Origin of the sequence: Blastococcus saxobsidens DD2 (genome assembly GCF_000284015.1) — a bacterium.
GTDB lineage: Bacteria > Actinomycetota > Actinomycetes > Mycobacteriales > Geodermatophilaceae > Blastococcus > Blastococcus saxobsidens_A.
In genome coordinates this window covers 373,851-397,161 of the sequence record NC_016943.1, presented here as the reverse complement: position 1 = coordinate 397,161, position 23,311 = coordinate 373,851, and the positions used below count along the sequence as shown (strand labels likewise).

The 23,311-nt window shown below is 71.7% G+C and carries 21 protein-coding genes; 10 read left to right on the top strand and 11 right to left on the bottom strand.

The features are described from left to right. Positions 1 to 271 precede the first annotated feature (271 nt). The 3 genes from BLASA_RS01830 to BLASA_RS24745 all read left to right on the top strand — a co-directional run bounded on the left by BLASA_RS01830 (position 272) and on the right by BLASA_RS24745 (position 3,456). Positions 272 to 1,192: a glycosyltransferase gene (locus BLASA_RS01830; protein WP_014374295.1), complete on the top strand. Its 921-nt coding sequence runs from the start codon at positions 272 to 274 to the stop codon at positions 1,190 to 1,192. Beyond that, entirely contained in the window at positions 1,189 to 2,076 is an 888-nt protein-coding gene (locus tag BLASA_RS01825; RefSeq protein ID WP_014374294.1) for a glycosyltransferase family 2 protein, read from the top strand. The genes BLASA_RS01830 and BLASA_RS01825 overlap by 4 nt, the downstream gene beginning before the upstream one ends. A gap of 1,008 nt (positions 2,077 to 3,084) precedes the next feature. After that, the gene (locus BLASA_RS24745) at positions 3,085 to 3,456 is read left to right on the top strand and encodes a hypothetical protein (protein ID WP_166486448.1); all 372 of its coding nucleotides are present in this window, start codon (positions 3,085 to 3,087) and stop codon (positions 3,454 to 3,456) included. A 49-nt stretch (positions 3,457 to 3,505) separates the two neighbouring features. Here the strand turns inward: BLASA_RS24745 and rfbF are convergent, their stop codons facing one another. The 6 genes from rfbF to BLASA_RS01785 form a co-directional block, all read right to left on the bottom strand. Continuing rightward, positions 3,506 to 4,279, bottom strand: coding sequence for a glucose-1-phosphate cytidylyltransferase (rfbF, locus tag BLASA_RS01815; protein WP_014374292.1), 774 nt, complete (start codon positions 4,277 to 4,279; stop codon positions 3,506 to 3,508). Between the two features lie 289 nt (positions 4,280 to 4,568). Further along, positions 4,569 to 6,086, bottom strand: coding sequence for a sugar transferase (locus BLASA_RS01810; protein ID WP_014374291.1), 1,518 nt, complete (start codon positions 6,084 to 6,086; stop codon positions 4,569 to 4,571). Positions 6,087 to 6,775: 689 nt separating this feature from the next. After that, complete coding sequence (locus BLASA_RS01800) at positions 6,776 to 7,075, bottom strand: hypothetical protein (protein ID WP_041775552.1); 300 nt, start codon at positions 7,073 to 7,075, stop codon at positions 6,776 to 6,778. A 141-nt stretch (positions 7,076 to 7,216) separates the two neighbouring features. Continuing rightward, complete coding sequence (locus BLASA_RS01795) at positions 7,217 to 8,521, bottom strand: NAD(P)H-dependent oxidoreductase (protein ID WP_014374290.1); 1,305 nt, start codon at positions 8,519 to 8,521, stop codon at positions 7,217 to 7,219. Continuing rightward, on the bottom strand, positions 8,518 to 9,087 hold the full coding sequence (locus BLASA_RS01790; RefSeq protein ID WP_014374288.1) for a dTDP-4-dehydrorhamnose 3,5-epimerase family protein: 570 nt from the start codon (positions 9,085 to 9,087) through the stop codon (positions 8,518 to 8,520). The genes BLASA_RS01795 and BLASA_RS01790 overlap by 4 nt, the downstream gene beginning before the upstream one ends. Next, positions 9,084 to 10,109: an NAD-dependent epimerase/dehydratase family protein gene (locus tag BLASA_RS01785; RefSeq protein WP_014374287.1), complete on the bottom strand. Its 1,026-nt coding sequence runs from the start codon at positions 10,107 to 10,109 to the stop codon at positions 9,084 to 9,086. The genes BLASA_RS01790 and BLASA_RS01785 overlap by 4 nt, the downstream gene beginning before the upstream one ends. A gap of 230 nt (positions 10,110 to 10,339) precedes the next feature. On the opposite strand from BLASA_RS01785, the gene BLASA_RS01780 reads away from it, so the two are divergent. Next, entirely contained in the window at positions 10,340 to 11,146 is an 807-nt protein-coding gene (locus BLASA_RS01780) for a glucose-1-phosphate cytidylyltransferase (protein ID WP_014374286.1), read from the top strand. Between the two features lie 20 nt (positions 11,147 to 11,166). Continuing rightward, a complete protein-coding gene (locus BLASA_RS01775) occupies positions 11,167 to 11,805 on the top strand; it encodes a PIG-L deacetylase family protein (protein WP_231839531.1) in 639 nt (212 codons plus the stop codon). Here the strand turns inward: BLASA_RS01775 and BLASA_RS01770 are convergent. The 4 genes from BLASA_RS01770 to BLASA_RS01755 all read right to left on the bottom strand — a co-directional run bounded on the left by BLASA_RS01770 (position 11,757) and on the right by BLASA_RS01755 (position 15,401). Further along, a complete protein-coding gene (locus tag BLASA_RS01770; RefSeq protein WP_166486417.1) occupies positions 11,757 to 11,993 on the bottom strand; it encodes a hypothetical protein in 237 nt (78 codons plus the stop codon). The two genes, BLASA_RS01775 and BLASA_RS01770, sit on opposite strands and share 49 nt — an antisense overlap. Before the next feature lie 171 nt (positions 11,994 to 12,164). Next, positions 12,165 to 13,217, bottom strand: coding sequence for an alpha-hydroxy acid oxidase (locus BLASA_RS01765; RefSeq protein ID WP_041775550.1), 1,053 nt, complete (start codon positions 13,215 to 13,217; stop codon positions 12,165 to 12,167). Positions 13,218 to 13,976: 759 nt separating this feature from the next. Further along, entirely contained in the window at positions 13,977 to 14,201 is a 225-nt protein-coding gene (locus BLASA_RS01760; RefSeq protein WP_014374281.1) for a hypothetical protein, read from the bottom strand. A gap of 363 nt (positions 14,202 to 14,564) precedes the next feature. Then, positions 14,565 to 15,401, bottom strand: coding sequence for a hypothetical protein (locus tag BLASA_RS01755; RefSeq protein ID WP_014374279.1), 837 nt, complete (start codon positions 15,399 to 15,401; stop codon positions 14,565 to 14,567). A 246-nt stretch (positions 15,402 to 15,647) separates the two neighbouring features. Between BLASA_RS01755 and BLASA_RS01750 the strand changes: the two genes are divergently transcribed. Continuing rightward, positions 15,648 to 15,884: a hypothetical protein gene (locus tag BLASA_RS01750; RefSeq protein ID WP_014374278.1), complete on the top strand. Its 237-nt coding sequence runs from the start codon at positions 15,648 to 15,650 to the stop codon at positions 15,882 to 15,884. Positions 15,885 to 16,148: 264 nt separating this feature from the next. After that, positions 16,149 to 17,135: an LCP family protein gene (locus BLASA_RS01745; protein ID WP_014374277.1), complete on the top strand. Its 987-nt coding sequence runs from the start codon at positions 16,149 to 16,151 to the stop codon at positions 17,133 to 17,135. A gap of 15 nt (positions 17,136 to 17,150) precedes the next feature. Here the strand turns inward: BLASA_RS01745 and BLASA_RS01740 are convergent, their stop codons facing one another. Next, on the bottom strand, positions 17,151 to 18,470 hold the full coding sequence (locus tag BLASA_RS01740; protein WP_014374276.1) for a UDP-glucose dehydrogenase family protein: 1,320 nt from the start codon (positions 18,468 to 18,470) through the stop codon (positions 17,151 to 17,153). A gap of 585 nt (positions 18,471 to 19,055) precedes the next feature. On the opposite strand from BLASA_RS01740, the gene BLASA_RS01735 reads away from it, so the two are divergent. The 3 genes from BLASA_RS01735 to BLASA_RS01725 are packed head-to-tail and all read left to right on the top strand — an operon-like array spanning position 19,056 to position 23,169. Continuing rightward, entirely contained in the window at positions 19,056 to 20,324 is a 1,269-nt protein-coding gene (locus tag BLASA_RS01735; protein ID WP_014374275.1) for a glycosyltransferase, read from the top strand. After that, positions 20,321 to 22,036, top strand: a complete 1,716-nt coding sequence (locus tag BLASA_RS01730) for a right-handed parallel beta-helix repeat-containing protein (protein ID WP_014374274.1) — start codon at positions 20,321 to 20,323, stop codon at positions 22,034 to 22,036. Before BLASA_RS01735 ends, BLASA_RS01730 begins: the two co-directional genes overlap by 4 nt. Beyond that, positions 22,033 to 23,169, top strand: a complete 1,137-nt coding sequence (locus tag BLASA_RS01725) for a right-handed parallel beta-helix repeat-containing protein (protein WP_014374273.1) — start codon at positions 22,033 to 22,035, stop codon at positions 23,167 to 23,169. The genes BLASA_RS01730 and BLASA_RS01725 overlap by 4 nt, the downstream gene beginning before the upstream one ends. Positions 23,170 to 23,311: the final 142 nt, after the last annotated feature.

Below are 23,311 nucleotides of genomic sequence, written 5' to 3'. Positions count from 1 at the left end.
CGGCTGTGCCGGCTCGGGTCCCCCAGCAGGGACGGCCTGGTGCGGCGACGTGCTGTGGCCGACCTGCTGCTCCGAACCCACATCCACTCCTCGTCACGTCACGCCAGCACGGGCAATGGCCGCCGACAGCCTCACGCCTACGGGTTAACGGGCCGCCGTATCCGACGGACGCATGGTCGGGTGTCCTGCCCGAACCAGGTAGTTTGCCACGGAGATGCACGCGGCGCCGCCGAGATGATGTGGCACCGCCGAGGTGAGGAGTCCGTACATCGTGGTGGCAGTTCCCCTGACCGAACGGGACGTCGAGCTCGTCGTGGTGACGTACCGGAGCCGCGCCCAGCTCGAGGGACTGCTGAGCGGATTGTCGGAGGACCTGCCGGTCGTCGTCGTCGACAACTCCGACGGCGTGGACGGCGTCGACGAGGTCGTATCGAAGCGCCCGCGCGGTCGGTACCTTCCGGGGGGCGGGGTCGGTTTCGCCCGTGCGGCCAACCTCGGGGCCCGCACCTCGACGGCCGAGTACCTCGTGTTCCTCAACCCGGACATCCGCCCCACGGACGAGGTGCTCGCCACCCTGGTCCAGGACGTGGCCGACGACCCCACCTGTGCCGCCAGCGCAGCCACCCGCGCCGATGCGGCCGGTAGGCCGCAGAAGAACGGGGGCTGGGAACCGTCGGTCGGGCGCGCGTTCACCCACGCCCTCGGTGCGCACAAGGTCTTCCGGCGGGCGGGCCTGTACGCGACCCCCCGACTGGATCAGCCGCTGGCGGTCGACTGGGTCAGCGGCGGGTGCATGGCGGTGCGCCGGGAGACCTTCCTCTCCCTCGGCGGCTTCGACGAGAGCTTCTACGTGTACTGCGAGGACATGGCCTACGGGCGAGCGGCCCGTGAGCACGGCCTCACGGAGCGGCTGCGCACCGATGTGACCTTCGTCGGGGATGCCGGTGGCTCGGGGGCACCGTCCCTGGAGATGGCGCGGCTGCGCGGCGCGGCGATGACCCGCTACGTGCGCAAGCACAACCCTGCGGCGGTGGCCCTCGCCATCAACGCCGTCAACGCCGCCGGCTACGCAGTGCGCGCCGCCCAGCTGCGCCTCCGTGGCGACCGGACCACCGCGCAGGTCTGCTGGGCGTACGTGAAGGGGGCCGTGACCGCGCGGGCCACGGTCGCCGGTCGGGTCGTGACCCGATGAGCCGGCCCGCCCCGCAGGTCGGTGCCCCGCGGTACGGGGCCGTCGTCCTGACCCAGGGCAACCGCCCTGCCGAACTCCGGGCCGCCGTGGAGTCGCTCCTCCGCCAGCGCGACGTCACGGTCGACCTCGTGGTGGTCGGGAACGGGTGGCAGCCCACGGGGTTGCCGACCGGGGTCAAGACGCTAGGGCTGCCCGAGAACGTCGGCATCCCGGCCGGGCGCAACGCCGGGGTGCCGGAGGTGGACGGCGACCTGCTGTTCTTCCTGGACGACGATGAGGTGCTGCCCGAGGACACCCTGCTGGCCGAGGCCGCCCGCCGCTTTGCCGCCGATCCGCGGCTGGGCATGATCCAGCCGCGGATCGACGTGCTCGGCGGGGGCGAGCCGCCGAGGCGGTGGACCCCGCGCAGCCGCGTCGGGGACCGGATGCGCTCGGGCATGGCCTTCCAGGTGCTGGAAGGGGCGCTCGCCATCCGGCGCGACGTGTTCGACGCCGCGGGCGGGTGGCCGGGGTCGTTCTGGTACAGCCTGGAGGGGGTCGAGCTGGCCTGGCGGGTCTGGGACACCGGGCACACCGTGCGCTACGAGGCGGACCTGGCAGCCGAGCACCCGCTGACTCAGGTGACCCGGCACAAGGACTTCTACCGGCTCAGCGGCCGTAACCGGATGTGGCTCGCTCGCCGCAACCTGCCGCTCGTCTTCGGCGTCCCCTACGTGATGTCCTGGGCCGGCCTGCAGGCGGCCCGGTCCCTGCGCCGCCCGGACAACGTCCGCACGTACCTGGCCGGGACCTGGGAGGGGCTGAGGACGCCCACCGAGCGCCGGCCCCTGAAGTGGCGGACCATCGCACGGATGACGCGGTACGCCCGGCCACCGGTCTGGTGACCGCCGGCTCGATCCGAACGGATCCGCGCCTCCCCGGCTGACGGGTGGGTGGGGCGGCATGAGGAACCGGCCACCTCCGGCCGGAGCGTGACGAGCCGACCACTGTCGGTTCCTCCAGGCCAGAGGCTTCGTGCCCGGCGTTGCCGGGTGCCCGAGGTCCGGAGACACTGCGGACCCTGGTCGTCATTCGCCGTTCCGTTCGGCCACCACCCCTGGGAGGCACGCGTGGGCATGTCTCACGTCCGTCGGCCGGGCCGGCGGACGCCGGTTGAGCGGAGCACCTCGTTCCGGGACCTGCTGTCGGGCTCGGGGCTCGGTCTCCTGGTGCTCGCGGTAGCGACCCTGGGACTCGGCAGCACCCTGCTCGCGGTCGGTTCGGTCGCCCTCGTCGCGGGGACGGCGGTGGGCCTCGCCGCACTCCTCGGGCCGCGGGCTCGTCCGGCGCGTAGCGGTGGCCTCGGCGGCCGGGTCGCCGCCCACCTGCTGGTCGCCGCGCTCTTGCTCGGCTCGGCGGGATGGGCCGTCCGCTCCGGGACCGAGGACCGACCGTCCGCGCTCGCGGATCCGGTCACCCGGGCCGCGACCGGACTCGACTCGCCCGACGAGCTCGACCCCGGTCCTCCTCCAGAGGCTCCCGGGACGACCCCCGCCGAGGGCACCGGACCGGCGGCCGGCACCGCCGGGGACCCGCCCGCCAGAGAGGTCCCGTCCAGCGCAGGCCCACGTCCGGGGACCGGCGGTTCCATGGAGCCGCCCCTCCAGGAGCCCGGGCCGGTGCCGGTTCCGGGAAGCCTCGACCGTCCGCCGCCGCGCATCGACGGTCCGCCCCCAGCGGCGCCCGCAGAACCGGGCCGCCCCGTTCCCGGCGCAGCCGCCACGGAGGCGCCCGCCCGACCGGCGCCGCCGGCCCCTCGACGCACCTCTCCGCCGGCCGCGGTGAGCACGCCGGCTCCGCAACCGTCGAGACAGCAGCCCTCGGGGCAGCAGCCGGTTCCGGACCCGTCGCCCGTGGCCGATCCGGGGCCCGACCCGGTCAGCGATCCCAGGACCGACCCGGGAACCGAGCCGATCGTCGGTCCGACCACCGATCCGGTCCTCGATCCGGTTCCCGACCCCGAGCCGATGCCGCCTGCCCCGGAGCCCCGGCCCGCGCCCGAGGTCACGCCGGACCCCGAGGCCACTCTCACGCCCGCAGCCCCGGCCGACCCCACTCTGGCACCCGCACCCTCGGCCGACCCCACCCCCGCGCCCACCGCTACGCCGACACCCGAGCCCGAGCCGAAGGAGGACGAGGACGAGCGCGAGCCCGAGTCACCGCCGGAGCCGCGGGTGGACCGGCTGACCCTCGAGGACGTCGTGGACAGCATCCTGGCCGGCTGACCGGAGGCCAAGGCCCTCAGCGTCCGGCCGACTCAGCCGGACGGTGAGGTCACCACACCTTCCACGGCGCCCGACCGCTGCGCCATATCTCGTCGAGCATGTTCTTGTCCCGCAGGGTGTCCATGGGCTGCCAGAAACCCTGGTGGCGGTAGGCGCTCAGCTGCCCGGCGTGCGCCAGTTCCCGCAGCGGCTCCTGCTCCCACACCGTGCTGTCGTCGCTGATGTAGTCGATGACGTCAGGCTCGAGGACGAAGTAACCGCCATTGATCCAGGCGCCGTCGCCTTCGGGCTTCTCGTGGAAGGAGTGGATGGAGGTCTCGTCCTCACCCAGCACCACCGCACCGAACCGGCCGGGCGGCTGGACGGCCGTCATCGTCGCCAGGCGGCCCTGCTGCCGGTGGAAGCGGATCGACTCGGTGATATCGATGTCGGCCACCCCGTCCCCGTAGGTGAAGCAGAACGTCTCCCCGTCGAGGTGGTCGGCGACCCGGCGGAGCCGGCCGCCGGTCATGGACTCCTCACCGGTGTCCACGAGGGTCACCCGCCAGTCCTCGGCCTTGGCCGAGTGCACGTGGACCTGGTTCTTGGCCAGGTCGATGGTCACGTCGGACATGCGCAGGGCGTACGTGGAGAAGTACTCCTTGATGTAGTAGCCCTTGTAGCCCAAGCAGACGACGAAGTCGTTGATGCCGTGGGCCGCGTAGGTCTTGAGGATGTGCCAGAGGACCGGACGACCGCCGATCTCCACCATCGGCTTCGGCCGGACCGTCGTCTCCTCGCTGAGCCGCGTCCCCAGGCCTCCGGCCAGGACGACCGCCTTCACCTCGCGCCCCCGATCACCGCTCGATCCGATCCCGTCCGAGATGAGTCGTCCATGCGTTCCCCCGTCGCCTCGCTGACCGCAGCCCTCCGACCGGCGCTGGTGGCCGGTCCCGCTCCCGGCGGAGCCCGTGCGGCCCACGCCCGGTGGAGGTGCTGTCCATGCCGATCCCTGACATCCGGACGCTACTCGGGTGCCCGCCCTTCAGGCCGCTCCGCGGACGCCGGACCCGGCACAGCGGGCCTTCTTCACCTGTACGGGTGCATGCAGTCGTGCCGGGCGGGGGTGCCCGTCAGTACGCTCCCGAGCCCCGGAGAACAGCGCCCGCAGTCTTCCACAGGATCATGAGGTCGAGAGCCAGTGACCAGTTCTCCACGTAGCGGACGTCCATCCGGACCGAGTCGTCCCAGGACAGGTCCGAGCGGCCGCTGATCTGCCAGAGCCCGGTGAGCCCCGGCTTCACGAGGAACCGGCGGTGCATGTCCACCCCGTACCGCTCCACCTCGCTCGGCAGCGGAGGCCGTGGGCCGACGAGGGACATCTCGCCGCGGACGACGTTGAACAGCTGCGGCAGCTCGTCGACGGAGTACCGCCGCAGGACCTTGCCCACCCTGGTCACCCGCGGGTCGCTGCGCAGCTTGAAGAGCACCCCGTTGCCCTCGTCCTGCGCCGCGAGCGACGCCGTCATGTCGTGGGCGCCCTGAACCATGGTCCGGAACTTCAGCATGTGGAAGACCCGGCCGTCCCGGCCGACCCGCTCCTGGCGGAAGAGCGCCGGGCCCTGGCTGGTGAACCGGACGGCAGCCGCGACCACAAGCAGCAGGGGCAAGAGCAGCAGCAGCGCCGCGACGGCGGCCGTTCGGTCCGTCGCCTCCTTGGTCAGGCGCCGCACGCCACGGAGTTCCGGACGCTCCATGTGCAGCAACGGGAGACCGGAGACGGGGCGGATGTTCACCCGCGGCCCGACGATCTCCGTGATCGCCGGAGCCAGGAGGAGCTCCGCCTGGGTGTCCTCGAGCGCCCAGCCGAGTCGCCGGAGGGCAGGCCCGTCCATCTCCGGCGACGGGAGGACCGCCACCGTCTCGACGGCATGCGCACGGACGACCTCGGCTACCTCGTGCAGCCCGCCGAGGACCGGCAGCGAGCCGTAGATCTCGTCGTCCTGCCCGGCTTGCCCGGCCGGCCGGCAGCAACCCACCACCCGGTAGCCGTGGTAGGCCTCCCGGTCGATCTGCGTGTGCAGGGCGGCGATGCCGTAACCGTGACCGACGATCAGCATGGTCTGCTCGAAGCGGCCCCCGCTCCGCTGCCGATGGACCCACACCCGGTGCGCGTAGCGCTGGCCCAGGGTCAGCAACGTGGCCAGCGGCAGCGCCAGGACGATGAAGCCCCGCGCGACCTCGAGCTTGAACGCCCAGCTCACGGTGCCGACCGTGGCCAGCAGGAACACGGCAGCAGAGAAGACCCGACGGAACTCCTCTGGACCGATCCACAGGAAGCGCCGCTCGTAACCACGCGCCAGGAGCATCGCCGTCACCCACACGAACGGGAGCAGCCCCGCGATCCACGCGGACGCCGCGTGCGACCCCTGGGTGGCCGTCTCGGGCCCGAACCGGATCAGGTAACCGGCGGCCGCGGCGGTCAGACCCGCCAGCGCATCCCCGGCCAGGATCCGCCGGACGTAGATCCCCTGCCAGGACGTCCGCTGGCTGGCGGCACCCGGGCCACCGAGACCGAACAGCGTCCTGGACCTCGAACCGTCCGGGGAACCCTGCACGGGCGACGGCTGATCACTCTGCGTGAGAGCCACTACTCCATCCCTCGTCACTGCTCGACCCCCGTCCCTGGTCATCACGCTCTCGGGCGAGTCCAGGCGCTGCCCGCTCCAGGCTTCGCGACGTTACCCAACACTCAGCGTGAGGGGAACGTCCAGCAGGCACCGGCTCGCAGCCGACCACGGACGGGGGGCACCCCCGGCCGCGCGGCCCTGCGCGTCGGGGCTCTCTGACAGGCCAGCAATACCCGTTGTCACGAGCAACCGTCCCCGCGTGCTACACCTCACACAACTTTCCGGTCCACCGTATCGAGACCGCCACGGGTTGGTTACCGTCCATCCCCACCGCGGTCTTTCCCGCGGGCACGGGAGGCGGGGCGGAAATGATCGATCAGCACAGCGGAGTGCACGACGACAAGGTCACGGGCCTCGAGTCCACCGATGCGGAGGGATGGCGGAGGCCTTTCCCCCGCCTGCCTGCCGCGCTGACGCTGACCGCTCTGGCCCTTGCCGCGCTGAGCATCGGCCTGCCGAACATCGCGCCGGGGGTCGGCTTCCTGTCCGACCCCGGATCACCGGTCCGCATGTTCTTCGGGGTCTCCAAGGAGATGAACCTCCCGACGTTCTTCAGCGTCATGCTGGGGATGGCGGCGTTCCTCGGTCACGCGGTGACGGGCAGACTGGTCGGCGGACACACCGGGAGGGCGTTCTACGCGACTGCCGCACTACTGCTCGCGATGGCCTTCGACGACTTCACCGCCCTGCACGAGAACCTCGACGAGATCGGTCTCACGGCGACGCCGCCAGGCGTCTCCAGCTACCTGTGGGTGATCCCGGCCCTCGTTCCGGCGGCCGTCGTCCTCATCGCCTTCTGCTGGCTGGGGACCCGGCTCCGCGGTGGCGCGCGTCGCGACCTCCTGCTCGGTGTCGTGATCTTCCTGACGGCCGCCCTCGGCCTGGAGTCGGTCAGTGGCCTGCTCGACCACCCCGGAACCGACGGCGCCCCGCTGCAGGTCATCACCCACATCGAGGAGGTGACCGAGAACCTGGGGCTGATCCTGCTGCTCCGCGCGTCGCTGGAGATGCTGCAGGTCTCCCGCCGGACACCGTCCGGGTTCTCGGTGCGGCCGGCCCCCGGTCGGAGTCCGTCCCGGACTGACCACCCGCTAGACGGCCGCCGCCGAACTGCCGAAGAACCGGGTGTCCTGCTCGGCGCGGAGCCGGTCGACCAACCGGTCCCCCGGAACCTGGACGTCGGCGTAGCCGATCACCTCGTCCTTGGCGACGTCCCGGAGCAACCGGGTGCCCTCCGCCAGGCCCAGCGGGAGCAACCGGTCGCGGTGGGTGACGTCGGCCCGCTCGGCCTCGCCGTAGTAGTGGTATCCGCCCGGGCGGTCGAGGACCGTCCCGGCGGACAGGTCGATCTTGGCCGTCGTCACCACGTCGACCTGCGGGGCGCCGGCCGGGCGGATCGCCGGGTCGCCGAGGAGGGCGGCTCGGGCCACCGTGATCGGCACCTCGAAGTGGCACAGGTGGTAGGGCGTGTAGAAGCTGTACAGCGGCCCGGTCCCGAGCTTGTACAGCTCCAGGTAGTGACGCTGCTTGGGGTCGTCGTGCTCCCCGAGCACGTAGATGCCCGGCCCCGGCCGGCTGCCGACGACGTAGTCGACGGCTCCCCCCAGCGCCCGGAGTTCCTCGATGTCGTACATGGTCGTCAGCTCGTCGACGTGCCCGTGGTGGTCGCGGCCCAGCATGCCGCGCCGGTGCACCGAGAAGCCCGCCGCGTTGGCGACCAGGGCCTCCTCCACGCTGACCTTCGTGCCGTCGGCGAAGCTCGTCACCATCCACGGGTCCTGGCCCCACCGCTTGGCGAAGCCCTCCTGGGTGGTCGGGTTGCGGTAGGGGTCCTGCAGACCCTTGATGTTCCCGGCCACCAGCGGCCGCAGGCCGATCTGGCGGACGAACCGGATGAGGTTCATCTGTACGGCCGGCTGGTCGCCGTCGGCGCCGGAGTAGACGAGGCCGGCCGCATCGGCCTTGGTGACCAGCAGCGGTCCCAGAGTGGCGTCCACCTCGGCGTTGAGCAGGACCAGGTGCTTGCCGCCGGCGAAGCAGGCCAGGGCGACCTCGGCTCCGAAGGCCACGGCGCCGGTCGCGTCGACGACCACGTCGACCGCGTCGCTGTCGGTCAGGACCCGGAAGTCGTCGGTGATCGCCACCTCGCCGGAGGCGGCCAGCCGGTCGACGCCGCCCGGCTTCTCGGCGGCGGCCGGCCGGCCACCGGCGGTGGTGACGGCCTCGTGCGCCTTGACCGGGGTCCGGTTGCTGACGGCCACGAGCTGCATGCCGGGGGTGCTGTTGAGCACCTGGTTGATCAGCCCGCAGGCCATGAACCCGGCGCCGACGATCCCGAGTCGGACGGGCCGTCCCTCGGTCTGCCGCTCCCGGAGCAGGCGGTCGACGACGATCACGAGTCGACCCCCGCTGCGAACGCCGCCGCGTTGGCCGCGTGGTCGAAGGCCGGCCAGGCCGCGTCCTTGTCGGAGATGACCGAGACCTCGCGGGGCCACGGGATCCCGAAGGCCGGGTCGTCGTACCGGTAGCCGATCTCGGCGCCGGCCGCGTAGGGAACGCTGACCATGTAGAGCACCTCCGTGTCGTCCGTGAGCGTCAGGTAGGCGTGCGCCACGTGCGCCGGCAGGTAGAGACCCGCGCGGTTGTCGGCGGACAGCTCGACGGCGACGTGCTGCAGATAGGTCGGCGAGCCGGGCCGGATGTCGACGGCGACATCGACGATGGCACCCCGGGTGCACCGCACGAACTTCGACTCCGGGTGCCCGGGCAGGGACAGGTGCAGGCCGCGCATGGTGCCCGCACGGTGGTTGAAGGAGACGTTGGCGTGCGCCACGGCCGACTGCAGGCCGTGGGCCTCGAACTCCTCGGCGGCGAACGACCGGGCGAAGAAGCCGCGCTCGTCCGAGTGCGGCTCCATCTCGACCAGGTGGACGCCGTCCACCGCCTGCGGGGTGAACTTCACGGCGCCGTCCAATAGAGCTCGGGGTCGACCTGCGAGGTCCGGATCAGGTATTCGATCTGCTTGAGCCGGGTGTGCCCCCGGCCGGTGAAGGTGGCCTCGTCCATGTCGATGGCCTCGAAGATCCGGTGCAACTGGGCGGCTCCCGCCTTGGCGTCCCAGCCGGTCTCATACCCGGGGAGCACCTCGCGGATCTTGTCGAACCCGACGCGGTAACTGCGGTTGTCGGCGCTGGGGTCTCCGAAGGAGAGCTCGCAACCGGGGAACTCGGCGGCCACGATCTCGGCGACCTCCCGGACCCGGTAGTTGTTGGCCTCGCTGCCCACGTTGAAGACCTGCCCGTGCACCCGCTCCCGCGGGCTGTCCAGGGTCATCCGGATGGCCGTGGCGATGTCGAGGGCGTGCACCAGCGGCCGCCAGGGCGTGCCGTCGCTGGTCATGGCGATCTTGCCGGTCGTCCACGCCAATCCGGCCAGGTTGTTGAGCACGATGTCGAAGCGCATGCGGGGGCTCGCCCCGAAGGCGGTGGCGTTGCGCAGGAACGTCGGGGAGAAGTCGTCGGAGGCCATGGCGCCGACGTCCCCCTCGACCAGGGCCTTGCAGCGGGCGTAGGAGGTCTGCGGCGAGACGGGGCTGGTCTCGTCCACGGTCCCGTCGGCCACGCCGTAGACGCTGCACGAGGACATGTAGACGAACCGCTGCACGCCGGCCGCGCGAGCGACCTGGGCGAGGTGCACCGAGCCCTTGTGGTTGATGTCGTAGGTGACCTCACCGATCAGGTCGCCGATGGGGTCGTTGCTGAGCTCGGCCATGTGCACGATGGCCTCGACGCCCTCGAGGTGACGCGGCTCGATCCGCCGGATGTCCAGGGCCAGCGTCTCGGGCACCCGCTCGAGCCCGGGGTAGAGCCACCCGTTCTTGTAGTAGCCGGTGTCCACGCCGACCACTTCGTGCCCCCCGCGCAGCAGCTCCTGCGCGGCGAGGCAGCCGAGGTAGCCCTCGGTGCCGGTGACCAGAACTCGCACGCCCGCCTCCCTCCATCCCCTGCTCGTTCGCACTCTCGGTCCGTCATGGCGAACGCTAGCCCCTGACCCGCCCCGCGCAAGCAACCGTGCCCGGAACGGACCACGGCACCGCGGATCCCGACTGATCGAGTGACCCCGGAGTGGCGACGGCGCGGACAGTCGGCTAGAACCGGGGTACGGCCGCGCAGCCCGTCGTCCGTCACCGTCGCGTTCAATCAGACAAGGTGATCATGAAGGTCGTGCTGTTCTGTGGTGGCTTCGGCATGCGGATGCGCGACGACGTCGACGACGTCCCGAAACCGATGCAGATGGTCGGCGACCGCCCGCTCATCTGGCACGTCATGCGCTATTACGCCCACTTCGGCTACACCGATTTCGTGCTCTGTCTGGGCTACGGGGCGCGGCACATCGTGGACTTCTTCCGGAGCTACGACGAGACCCGCTCCAACGACTTCGTGCTCCGCAAGGGCGCGACGGAGGTCGAGCTGCTCTCCTCGGACATCGCCGACTGGACGATCACGTTCGTGCACACCGGGCTGGACACCCCCATCGGCGAGCGACTGCGGCGGGTGCGTGAGCACGTCGGCTCCGAAGAGGCCTTCGCAGCCAACTACGCCGACGTCCTCACCGACGCCCCGCTCGACGAGATCGAACGACGCTTCCGGGCCAGCGGCGCCATCGGGAGCCTGCTGGCCGTGCCGCCGCAGTCGGCGTTCCACATGGTGGCCGCCGACGCCGAGGGCCTCGTGGATGCGATCACCTCGGTGTCGAGCTTGCCGGTACGTGAGAACGGCGGGTACTTCTTCTTCCGACGGGAGATCTTCGACCACCTGCACGAGGGCGAAGACCTCGTCACCCACGCCCTGCCGAGGCTGATCGAGAAGCGGGCGTTGCTCGCCTATCCGCACGACGGCTTCTGGAAGCCCGCGGACACCGTCAAGGAGCGCAGCGAGCTCGACCAGCTGGCCCGGCGCCACGAACGGCCCTGGGCGCTGTGGGCGGAGGGCCACCCGGCCGCCGCCCCCGGCCGGCGCTGAGCGTGCTGGGGCTGGCGCCCGTGGCAGGGCGGCCGCTGCGGCTGGCGCTGCTCGGTGCGCACTGCGACGACGTGGAGATCGGCTGCGGCGGCCTGGTCCTGGACCTCGCGGCGCGCGGGGCGCTGGGTGAGGTCGACGTCCTCGTGCTGGCCTCGGAGCCGGCGCGGGAGGCCGAGTCGCAGGCCGCGCTGGCGGCCTTCTGCGCACCTGCCACCCCGGCAGTCCGCTTCGGCGGGCTGGCGGACGGCCGCCTGCCCGGGCACTGGAACGAGACCAAGGACCTGCTGCAGGACTGGGCGGTGGCCTGCCGGGCGGCGGACGTGGTGCTGGCCCCCTCGCCTGCCGACGCCCACCAGGACCACCGGCTGCTCGGCGAGCTCGTCCGCACCGCGTTCCGGGACCACCTGGTCCTGCACTACGAGATCCCGAAGTGGGACGGCGACCTGGGGTCCGCGCGGCCCTCGGTGTACTGGCCGCTCACGGCGGAGCAGCTGGGGCGCAAGTACGCGCTGCTGTCCGAGCACTACCCGTCCCAGCGGGGCCACGACTGGTTCCGTGAGGACACGTTCCGCGGGCTGGCCCGCCTCCGCGGGATGGAGTGCCGAGCCGACTACGCCGAGGCGTTCGGCTGCCCGGCGCTGGTCCTCCGCCTGAGCTGAGTGCGCGCCGAGCCGCCGGCCACCGAGCCGCCCGGCAAGGACTGGGCGGCCAGCGCGGTTGTCTGCGGCACACCGGAACGCAGCTCGCGCTGGTCGGCGACCCGGATGCCACGGCCGATGACCACGGCGACCGCAGCCGCCAGCAGGAACCAGCCGGCCAGCCCGCCCACGATCCAGAGCCCCGTCACGGAGGGATCTTCGGCAGGTCGGCCGACGAACATGATCGTTCGGTCCCACGTGTCGCGACAGGTGGGTCGCCTGGGCCCACTGTGATCGCCGAGGTTCGGCGGCATCCGTCCGCCGGCCTCGACCGGCTGCCGCATGCAGGGCCAGCGCAGGCAGCGTGGGCTGCGGACAGCTCACCCGTGCCGGGGTACCACCATGCCGGGATCGAGGTCCCCGAAGGAGCGTCCGCCCGCCACCGCCAGGACGTGCCGCAGATCATCGGCGAGCGTCCGTAGCACGGTCTCCACTGCGTCGGCGCCACCGGCCGCCAGCGCCCACAGCACCGGGCGCCCGACCAGCACGGCGCTCGCCCCGAGGGCCAACGCGACGAGCGCGTCGAGCCCGCTCCGGATGCCGCCGTCGGCCAGCACCGGGGCGCGGCCGGCGACTGCCTGCACCACCTCCGGTAGGGCCAGCGCGCTCGGCACCACCCGATCCAGCTGCCGGCCACCGTGGCCGGAGACGATCACCCCGGCCGCCCCGGCCTCCAGGCACCGGACGGCCTCGTCACCGCGCAGCACACCCTTCACCAGGACCGGCAGCCCGCCGACGTCGGCCAGCCGGGCGATCACGTCCGGGGTCATGGACGGGTCCTGCTCGGCCGAGTCCCGGCCGACGGCACCGGGCAGGAGGTGCTGGGCGAGGTTCACCAGGTACACGTCGTCCGGAACGGCGAACCGGACACCGCCCACCTTGTTCTTGCGACCCACGTAGGGGGTGTCGACGGTGAGCACGATGGCCGTCGCCCCGGCCGCGGCGGCGCGCTGCACGAGGGCCTCGGTGAGCCCGCGGTCACGCATCAGGTAGGCCTGGAACCACCACGGACCCGTGGCCGCTGCGACGACGTCCTCGATCGTCCGCGACGAGCGGGTCGAGAGGACCGCCAGTGAGCCGGCGCTGCCTGCTCCGCGCACGGTCGCGCACTCCCCATCCGGATGCGCAAGTGCGTGGAAGGCCATGGGCGCCACGAGGAACGGCGAGGCGACCCGGGTGCCGAGCAGATCGACGGAGAGATCGACGACGGAGACGTCGTTGAGCACGCGGGGCCGGAGCCGGTAGGAGCGCCATGACTCCTCCGCCTCGCCCACGGTGATCTCGTCACCCGATCCGGCCTCGTAGTAGTCCCAGACCTCAGGAGGGACCCGGTTCCGGGCCTGGGTGCGCAGCTCCGCGAGCAAGGGCAGCATCTGTCGTGGCCGGGTGAGCCCTCGGCCGTCCTCCTGTCATCTGCGGTCCGATGCGTCGACGCGCGGACTGGACCCGGCGCCGCGCGCAGCCTAAGCGCGCCGGTGTCCTGACCGGTCGTCCACCGCCGCAGGCGGCCACGGTGGCGCCGCGGACCGGCTGGTCGGCAGATGCGGACGGCGTCGCCCGACGGCTTCCGGAACAGCAGACCGCGTTCGCCCCGCCTCGCGACGGACTTCCACCGGGCACGACCGGCTGTCACACTGGCCCCATGCGCGACCCTTCGGGCGCTTCCGTCGGGCTCCCCCGGTTGGCGTCACTCGTGCGCCGCGCCTCCAGCGCGACGCGTCACCTGCACCATTTCCGCTGGCGCAGTCCCGACCCGTTCAGCGGCTCGAGCCTGTACGCCTGCCGCTGTGGTGAGGTCCGCCCAGGGCTGTGACCCGGCCGACGGCCACTCCGGTGCTGACCCGGACGACGTCGTCCGCGGAGTGACCGCGGGCGGCGCAATCCAGGGCGGCGATGTCGGCCCAGGAGCCGGGGTCGTCGGAGTTGGTGATGTTGTAGGTGCCGAACTCCTCGGGGATCGGCCCGGTGTGGGTGTCGCCGAAGACGCAGCGGCGCTGAGGATCACGTCCACCCCGGACCAGTGGAACCCCTGGAGAGCCGTGGCGTCGGCGATGTCGAGATCCGCGAGGGCGATGGCGTCGGGGAACTGGCGCGGCGCAGCGCCCTGCCGAGCGGAGACCCGTGGTGGGAGATCAGTCCGCCCGGGGCCTCCCGGTGGAGAGCACCACGAGACACGCGAGAGCGAGCATGGCAGCCGCCCACCCGGCGAGGACGAAGAGGTCACCAGCGTGCAGCCCATGTGCGGACGAGAGGGAGAGCAGGATCGGCCCTTCGTTGATGTACCGGCCGGTGACCAGGAGGAAGGCGAACCCGGTGACGACTCCGCCGATCATCAGTGCACAGATCGAACGGAGCACGCCCACAGACTAGGCCGTCAACATGGCCGCACGAGAGCATCGCCCGTCAGGCGGTGCGGTTTCGCTGTCCCTGCCCGTCCCGCGGCTCGGCTCGGCGACCGCCGCTGCCCCGACGTCTCCAGTGACGTCGATCGGGACGCTCAGCGCGGATCGGGGTTCGACGCGGCAGGTCATCGAGCGCTCCGGGGAGCACCACGGTCGAGCGCAACAACTCCGGTGAGCTCGCACGAGTGGTACCCACCGACCTTCGATCGTCCTGGCTCCATCTGCACTGGTACCACTGGGCGGGGCACGACGCGTTCAGCGGATCGACCCTGTACGCCTGCCGGTGCGGCGTGGTCCGGCCCGGCTTCTGATCCGGGGTCAGGCGCGGGTGGTACCCCCGGCCCCGGGGCGGCCGGGCAGGACGTCGGCCACCTCGAGGCTGTGGGCATCGGCCGTGCGGCGCAGCGCCCAGTCGGCCGGGAGCGCCAGCCGCGGGGCGACGCCGACGAGGACGGCCATCAGGAACGCGACACCGGCCAGCGCCTCGCCGGACTCCTCGACGAAGGTGACGGTGATCGCCCAGCTCCCGGGCGCCACCGTGGCGGCGGCGGGTAGCCCGACGGCGGCGACCGCGTATCCGCTCAGCGCGCCGAGCACCCGCCGGCGGTCACGGCGGTCGGTCCGGCTGAGGAACCACAGTGCCGAGAGGACGACGGCGGCGGCCAGGACGCTGACCACCACCGCGCCGCGGGCCCCGACCACGTCGGCGAGGGCCCGCACCCCCTCGACGTGCACGGTGCTGCCGGCCTTGACCGCGGCGATCCCGGCGGCCACCAGGCCGACGGCCAGCCACCAGCTGCGGCGGGTGGTGGCCGCCCCGGCGACCGCGACGAGGGCCGCGGCACCGAAGAGGGCGGTCACGTACAGCCGCGGCAGGGAGGCCGGCGCGTCCATGGAGAACAGCTGGGCGGCCGGACCGGTCGCGCCGGCCAGCCGCAGGGCGTAGCCGGTGGCCATGAGCGCGACGGCGAGCCCGGCGAGGGCGATGCCGACCGGGGGCAGCGGCACGGCACGCCGCCGGGGGCGGCGGGCGGCAGGCCCTGCGGGGGCGGTGCCGCGGTCGGCCAGCCGGATGCCGCGGCCGATGACGACGGCAAGCAGGGTCGCGAGCACCAGCCAGACGACCAGTCCACCGACGATCCAGAGCCACGGCACGAGGAGATCATCGGCAGGTGCGGCCCAGAACCTGACCGTCCCGTCCCGTTGTCGTCGCGTGTCGCGACGGGTGGGTCAGCTGAGGTCGCTGAGGCAGGCCCGGAGGGCCCACGCGGCCCGGCGGCGTGCGGAAGCCTCATCCGCACCCGGCGTAACGCCCGATCACAGAAGGCCCGCACGGGTTTCGGCAAGCCATGCCGGAACTGGAGCCGAGGAGCCGTCGTGGTGGTCCCGTAGGAAGGACGCATGAGCGCGATGGTGGTCGTCGGAGCGGTGTGGATGGCGCTCGCGCTCGGGCTGGCCCTCATGCTGGGCCGAGCGATCCGCCTGGCCGACGCCAAGGAGTGCAGGACGTCGCACCAGTCGAACTTCGTCGTCGACGGGGACCCCTTCGACGCGCCGCTGCCGGCCGCGCCGATGTCCCCGACCGCACTACTGACCGGGGGGCTACCGCTCTCCCGTCGCCCCGCCGACGGGGCCTGACCTCCCTCTCCGTCCTCGTTTCCTCGCCCACGGTGAGCATGACGGTCGGAGGGCCGCCCGGCGCGCCGTACCCTCGGGCGTGAGCCGGCCGGACGGGGGACAGATGAGCACCGACGAACCGGGCGGGACGCCGTCCGCGGACTCCGCGGGCGTCCGCCGGCTGACCCCGTCGGACGCCGAGCCGGACCCGCAGGACCACACCGGGCAGCACCGGCTCCCCGACGCGGAGCACGACCCTGCCCTCGGCGGCACCGGCTGCGCACCGTGCTCATCAGCGTGGGTGTCCTCGCGGCCGTCCTGCTGCTCGCGGTCGGCGGCGGCTTCTGGTACCTCACCGAGCGCTACGCCGGCAACATCGACCGCGTCAGCGATGTCTTCGCGGACATCAACGAGGAAGCCCGCCCGGCACCGGCCACGCCGGTGCAGCCGGCCGCCGAGGATCCGGTCACCTTCCTGCTGGTCGGTTCGGACACCCGGTCACAACTGGAGGCGGGTGAGACGCCCGACGGCCGGTCCGACGCCATCATGCTGGCCAGATTCTCCGCAGACCGTCAGCACGCGCAGGTCATCTCGATCCCCCGCGACAGCTGGGTGAACATCCCGGGGCACGGCATGAACAAGATCAATGCCGCGTACGCCTTCGGTGGCCCCTCCCTGCTCATCCAGACGGTCGAGGAGCTCACCGGGGTACGCATCGACCACTACGCGGCGATCGACTTCGACGGGCTGATCCAGGTGACCGACGACCTCGGCGGCGTCGAGGTGGTGGTCGCCGAGACCACCTCCAACGGCCCGTACACGTTCCCCGCGGGCGTGAACCACCTGAATGGGGACGAGGCCCGCTGGTACCTGGGTCAGCGGTACGGGCTGGCCGGCGGCGACTTCGACCGGGTGCGCCGGCAGCAGCAGTACCTGCAGGCGATGTTCGGGAAGCTGTTCAGCTCCGACACCTTCACCGATCCGGCCCGCCTGGATGCCGCGCTGCTCGCGGTCACCAGCGCCGTGAAGCTCGACGAGACGCTGGGCAACGGCGAACTGCTGTCCCTGGCCTACTCGCTGCGCAACCTCACCCCGGAGAACGTCGAGTTCTTCACCGCCCCGGTGCTCGGCCTGGGGATGGAGGGGCCGGCCAGCGTGGTCTACCTGGACCAGACGGCCGGTGAACGCATGTGGGAATACCTCCGCAACGACTCCCTCGGGAAGAACGCCGACGAGTTCGCCGACGACGCGCTGCCCGAGGTGCCCCGGTAGGAGAAGCCCGGCGGCTCAGCCGGCCCGGCGGCCGAGCGCGCGGTAGGTCCACCCGGCGGCGGTCCAGGCGTCGCGGTCGAGGGCGTTCCGCCCGTCGAGCACCCGCTTCTGCCTGACGACCTTCCCGAACGTGACCGGGTCGAGTTCCCGGTACTGCGTCCACTCGGTGAGCACCAGCACGGCGTCGGCACGGTCGGCCGCCTCCTCCGCCGTGTCGGCGTAGTCCAGCTGCGGCCACAGCCGGCGGCCGTTCTCGACGGCGGCCGGGTCCGTCACCCGGACGACGGCGCCCTGCAGCTGCAGCTGGGCGGCGACGTTGAGGGCTGGGGAGTCACGGATGTCATCGCTGTCGGGCTTGAAGGCCGCGCCGAGCACGGCCACCCGCTTGCCGAGCAGCGACCCGTCGCACACCTCGCGAGCGAGCTCCACCATGCGGATGCGGCGCCGCATGTTGATGTTGTCGACCTCGCGCAGGAAGGTCAGCGCCTGGTCCGCGCCCAGCTCACCGGCACGGGCCATGAAGGCGCGGATGTCCTTGGGCAGGCAGCCGCCGCCGAAGCCCAAGCCCGCGTTGAGGAACTTACGGCCGATGCGGTCGTCATAGCCGATGGCGTCGGCCAGCAGCTTCACGTCGGCGCCGGTCGCCTCGCACAGCTCGGCCATCGCGTTGATGAAGGAGATCTTGGTGGCGAGGAAGGAGTTGGCGGCCGTCTTCACCATCTCCGCGGTGGCGTAGTCGCTCTCCACCTTGGGGGTGCCCCGCTCGACGATCGTCGCGTACACCTCGTCGAGCAGCGCCCGGGCGGTGTCGCCGTCGGCGCCCGCCGGAAGCCCGTAGACCAGCCGGTCGGGGTGCAGCGTGTCCTCGACGGCGAAGCCTTCCCGGAGGAACTCCGGGTTCCAGGCCAGCAGAGCGCCCGGCACCTTGCTCTCCACCAGCTCCGCCAGGCCGGCCGCGGTGCCGACCGGCACGGTCGACTTCCCGACCACCAGATCCCCGGGCTCGAGGACTCCGAGGAGCGACTCGACCGCCCCCTGCACGTACCGCATGTCGGCCGCGTACTCGCCGCGCTTCTGCGGGGTCCCGACACAGACGAAGTGGACCGACGAGCCGGCGGCGTCGGCGAAGTCGGTGGAGAACCGAAGTCGGCCGGTCGCCAGGGTGCGCGCCAGCAGCTCTTCGAATCCCGGCTCGAAGAAGGGCGCCTCGGCCGCGGCCAGCGTGGCCACCTTGCGCTCGTCGACATCGATCCCGACGACCTCGTGGCCCAGCTCCGCCATCGACGCCGCATGCACGGCGCCCAGATAGCCACAACCGATGACCGACAATTTCATGGGCTAACTCCAGTGGGAAGAAGGATTGTGCGCAGTGGCCGCGCACCGCCGAAACGGCGTAGACAGCACGCACCGTAACCGATGCCGGAGGGGGGCATGAGCGAGCATCCCCGCCAGGAAAGCGAGTTACACCAGCGTCCTTTACGCTTAGTAGTGCTACGTGCACGCATTGTACGTTTACGGAAAGTTAATGTTATCGGGGTGCGCGACGGTCGATTTCCGTCCATGATCAGTCGGGGTCACTGGCAGGTAGCTGCGCCGGTGACCAGCGCGCCGGCCGCGGCCGTGCACGCCGAATAACGCCGTTCGACCTCGTCAGACGGTCGCCACAGTGCCGTGGCGACCGTGCAGCGGGGGTGACCGATCCGTCCGTCCGTCCGAATTCCGACAATGCGGGCAGCATGCCCGCAGTGCTCACGTTGCGTAATCATTTAATCACTCGTCGGTGAGTGGTCATGGTGCGCATTCCACGACCGGCCATGCAAGCCGCCGACTCCCGTCCGGGCGCTGCGTGACGGTGCATGCCCGCGGCCGGGCTCTCCGCATTGCCCGTCGCACCATCAGATTCTTGGAGAAACGCTCTCGATGTCCGACCTCTTGTCCGTGGTCGCCCGCGACTGGCACCTGCTCATCCCGGTCGGCGTGGTGGGCGCGCTGTCCTGGTCCATCTGGCTGATCCGCAAGATCCTCTCGAGCCGGTACCGGCCGACGGTCAACGACTACCGGACGACCACGTCGGTCGTCGTTCCGTCGTTCCGTGAGGACCCGGACGTGCTGGAGCGGTGCCTGGACACCTGGCTGGCGCAGGACCCCACCGAGGTCATCGTCGTCCTGGACCTCGAGGACGACGAAGCGTTCCGGCGGCTGACCGCTCGAGAGGATCCCCGGTTGGTCGTGCTGTCCTTCGCGCACGAGGGGAAGCGCTCGGCGCTCGGCGTCGGCATCCGGGAAGCCAAGGGCGAGATCCTGGTGCTGTGCGACTCCGACACCAACTGGCGTCCGGGGCTGCTGGAAGCCGTGCAGATGCCCTTCGTCGACCCCACGGTCGGCGCGGTGAGCACCCGGCAGAACGTGCACCTGCCGATGTCGAGCATCTGGCGGCGGGTGGCCGACTGGATCATCGATCTGCGCTACCTCGACTACGTGCCTGCGACCGGACGGGCCGGCGCCGTGGTGTGCGTGTCCGGCCGGACGGGGGCCTACCGGCGGAGCGCCGTGCTGCCGGTCCTGGAGAACCTCGAGCACGAGTTCTTCCTCGGCCGGCGCTGCATCGCCGGTGACGACGGCCGGCTGACCTGGCTGGTGCTGGCCAGCGGGTACAAGACCATGCACCAGGACACCGCCCGGGCGATGTCGATGTTCCCGGGCAGCTTCAAGGCCTTCTGCAAGCAGCGGGTGCGGTGGAGCCGGAACAGCTACCGCTGCTATCTCACCGCCGTGTGGAAGGGCTGGCTGTGGCGGGTGCCGCTGGTCAGCCAGATCACGGTGCTGCAGATCCTGTTCACCCCGGTCACCATGTTCGCCGCCATCTACTACGTGGTGGCTGCCGGCGTCATCGGCACCGGCTGGTGGGGGCTGGGTCTCGCGGTGACCTGGCTGTTCCTGGGTCGGGCCATTCGTAGCTACAGCCATCTCCGCCGTCGTCCCAGCGACCTGCTGATCCTGCCCCTGGTGACCCTGGTGATCGTCATGGTGGCCCTCCCGATCAAGACCTATGCATTGGTGACCATGAACAAGCAGGGCTGGCTGACCCGCCGCGCCGACCTCACCGGCGGCGAGGGCCAGAACGAGGCGAGCCTGCGCGCTCCCGCACCGGTCACCGCCACTGCTGCCCCGGCGGGGGCGCCGGCATGAGCGCGCGAGAAGGACGACGGGTCACGGCCGGGCGGCTGGTGGCCGGGTTCGCGCTTGTCGCGGCCGTGCTGGGCGTCGCCGCCCTGCAGCCGTTCGAGCAGGAGCCACCACCGGCACTGCCGGCTCCTGCGCTCCTGGCCGCCCAGTCCCGCGCCGTCGACGACGGGGCTAAGCGGCAACGCCAGCTGCTGACCGAGGAGGACGACCGGCTGCTGCGCCTGGTGGCCGGTCTCCGTCCCGGCTCGGCCCCCTATCTGCGCGCCATTGAGGGTGACGAGACGCTGGTGCTCACCCCTCGCGGCCTCGACTACCAGCTGGCCGACCTGATCGCGAGCGGCGTCGCCCAGGAACAGCCCGGCGGTGCCGTCCTGCTCACCGGGCACGTCCTCGTGGCGCCGGGCGCACGGCTCGACATCACCGCTCCGGGCACGAGCCTGCGGCTGCGCAGCGACCCCGGACAGATCGCGTCGCTCGTTGCCTGGAAGGCCGACCTCGAGCTGTCCGGCGCCGACGGGAACCCGCTCACCGTCACCAGCTGGAACACGCGCCTGAACGCTCGGGACGAGCAGGTCAGGAACGGCCGGGCCTACATCCGCGTGGTGAGCGGAGACCTGGACGCCAGCCACGTCGACACCACCGCACTGGGCTTCTGGGCGGGCCGCACCGGCGGCGTCGCGCTGACCGGCGGGTCCAGCGGCCCGTCGGGCGGCACCATCACCGACTCCTCGTTCGAGGACGGGCACTACGGGCTGTTCGCGTCCGAGACCGAGGACCTGGAAGTGACCGGATCCCGGTTCACCGGGAATGCCATCGACGGCATCGCGCTACACCGGCAGACGGTCGAGACCTCGGTCCTCGACTCGCTGGTGGAGGGGAACGGCCGGCACGGCATCGCCGCAGGCCGGGGCTCCGAGGACGTCACGCTGACCGACGTCGCAGCCGCGAACAACGCGGAGTACGGCGTCTACTTCAGCGGCGCACCGCTCTCCGACGGGCCATCGGCCAGTGGCGCGTCGCTGCGCTCCTACGGCAGCCTGGCGATCACCGGCGGCGAGCTGCGCGGCAACCGGAAAGGCGGCGTCCGCGTGGTCGGGGCCAGCGACGTGACCATCGTCGGCACCGAGGTGGCGGACAACCGGGACGGCATCGTCCTGGTCGACACCGCGGCCCCGGCGACGGTCGCGGGCACCACCGTGTCCGGCGACCACCGGTTCGGCATCTCGGCGACCGGTGGTGCGGCCACGATCACCGGCAACGAGGTCACCGGCGGGGAGACCGCGATCCGGGTGCGCGGCGCCAGCGGCACCGTCACCGGGAACACCGTCGAGGGCGCCACCAACCACGGCATCTCGGTGGTGGGCCCGGCCGTGGCCTCCTCCGTCGTCGACAACTCGATCGGCGGCCGCGGACCCAGTGGTCTGGACCTGCACCGCCTCTCCCCCGGCGTGGTGGTCGAGCAGATCGGCAACGACCTCGAGGGCTGGACCCGCGACCGCGACAACTGGGTCTACTGGTCCACGTTCGTGCCCAACCACCCCATGCTGGTCCTCTGGGTGGTGATCCTGGGCGTACCCCTCGCGCTCGCGCTACGGGCCCGCCGCAACCGCCCATCGGTCGGCACCCCGCCATACCAGGACGCCATCCGGCGGGAACGCACGGCAGCACGACGCGTCGACCTCGGCCGACCGATCACCTCAGGAGGCCACGCATGACCAGCACACCGACAGCCGCCACCCGGCGGGCTGCCACCCGGCCCCACCGGGTGTGGCGGCACGTCCTGCTCCCCCTGGCCGTCGCGTTGACCGCCGGCGCCTGCACGTCGGGCTCGACCGACACCACCTCCTCCGCGCCGTCGCCGTCGGCCGCCCCGGAGACCAGCACGACCGCTCCGACGCCTCCCCCTCCCCCGGTGGAGGAGAGCGCCGCCGGCACGTCCGAGCTGCCGCCGGCCTGTGCCGACGTCGAGGCCGTGGAGGTGACCGATGCCGACGGGCTGGAGACCGCTCTCGAGGACGCCCGTCCCGGGCAGGTCATCCGCCTGGCCGACGGCACGTACGAGGGCAGCTTCGTGGCGACGACGGCGGCGACGCCGGACGCCCCGATCCTGCTGTGCGGCAGCCGGGACGCCGTGCTGGACGGCGGCGACATCGACGGTGACTACGCGCTGCACCTGCAAGGCGCCTCCTCCTGGCACCTGCTCGGCTTCACCGTGACCGGCGGCAAGAAGGGGGTGATGGTGGACGCGGGCACCGGCCACCGGATCGAGGATCTGCTGGTGACCTCCATGGGCGATGAGGCGATCCACCTCCGTACCAACAGCTCGGACAACGTCGTCGTGGGGAACACGGTGCGCGACACCGGCTTGCGGAAGCCCAAGTACGGCGAGGGCATCTACATCGGCAGCGCCGAGAGCAACTGGTGCCGGCAGACCGATTGCGAGCCCGACCGCAGCGACCGGAACCTCATCGAGGGCAACGACATCGCCGGCACCACCTCGGAAGCCGTGGACATCAAGGAAGGGACGACCGGAGGGGTGCTGCGCGGCAACACCTTCGACGGCTCCGACATGGTGGAGGCCGACTCCTGGGTGGACGTGAAGGGCAATGACTGGCTCATCGAGGGCAACACCGGCCAGAACTCGCCGGTCGACGGTTTCCAGGTGCACGACGTGGCCGACGGCTGGGGCAAGGGCAACGTGTTCTCGGGGAACCGGGCCGTCGGGGTCGCCGAGCTGGGCTACAACGCGGCAGGCAACCGGGCGCTCCGGGAGAGCACCACGGTCGAGTGCGACAACTCCAGCGAGGGCGGGAAGGCCCTGAGCAACGTGCCCTGCTCTGCAGGCTGACCACGATCGTCGGCACGGAGCAAGCGCCGACCGTGGCCGGCGAGCTACCCCTGAGCTCGCCCGGGTGGTACACACCGACCTGACTCGAGTGCGACAAGCAGCAGCGCAGATAGGGGCTTCGGCTCCCGGATCGGAGTAGTCG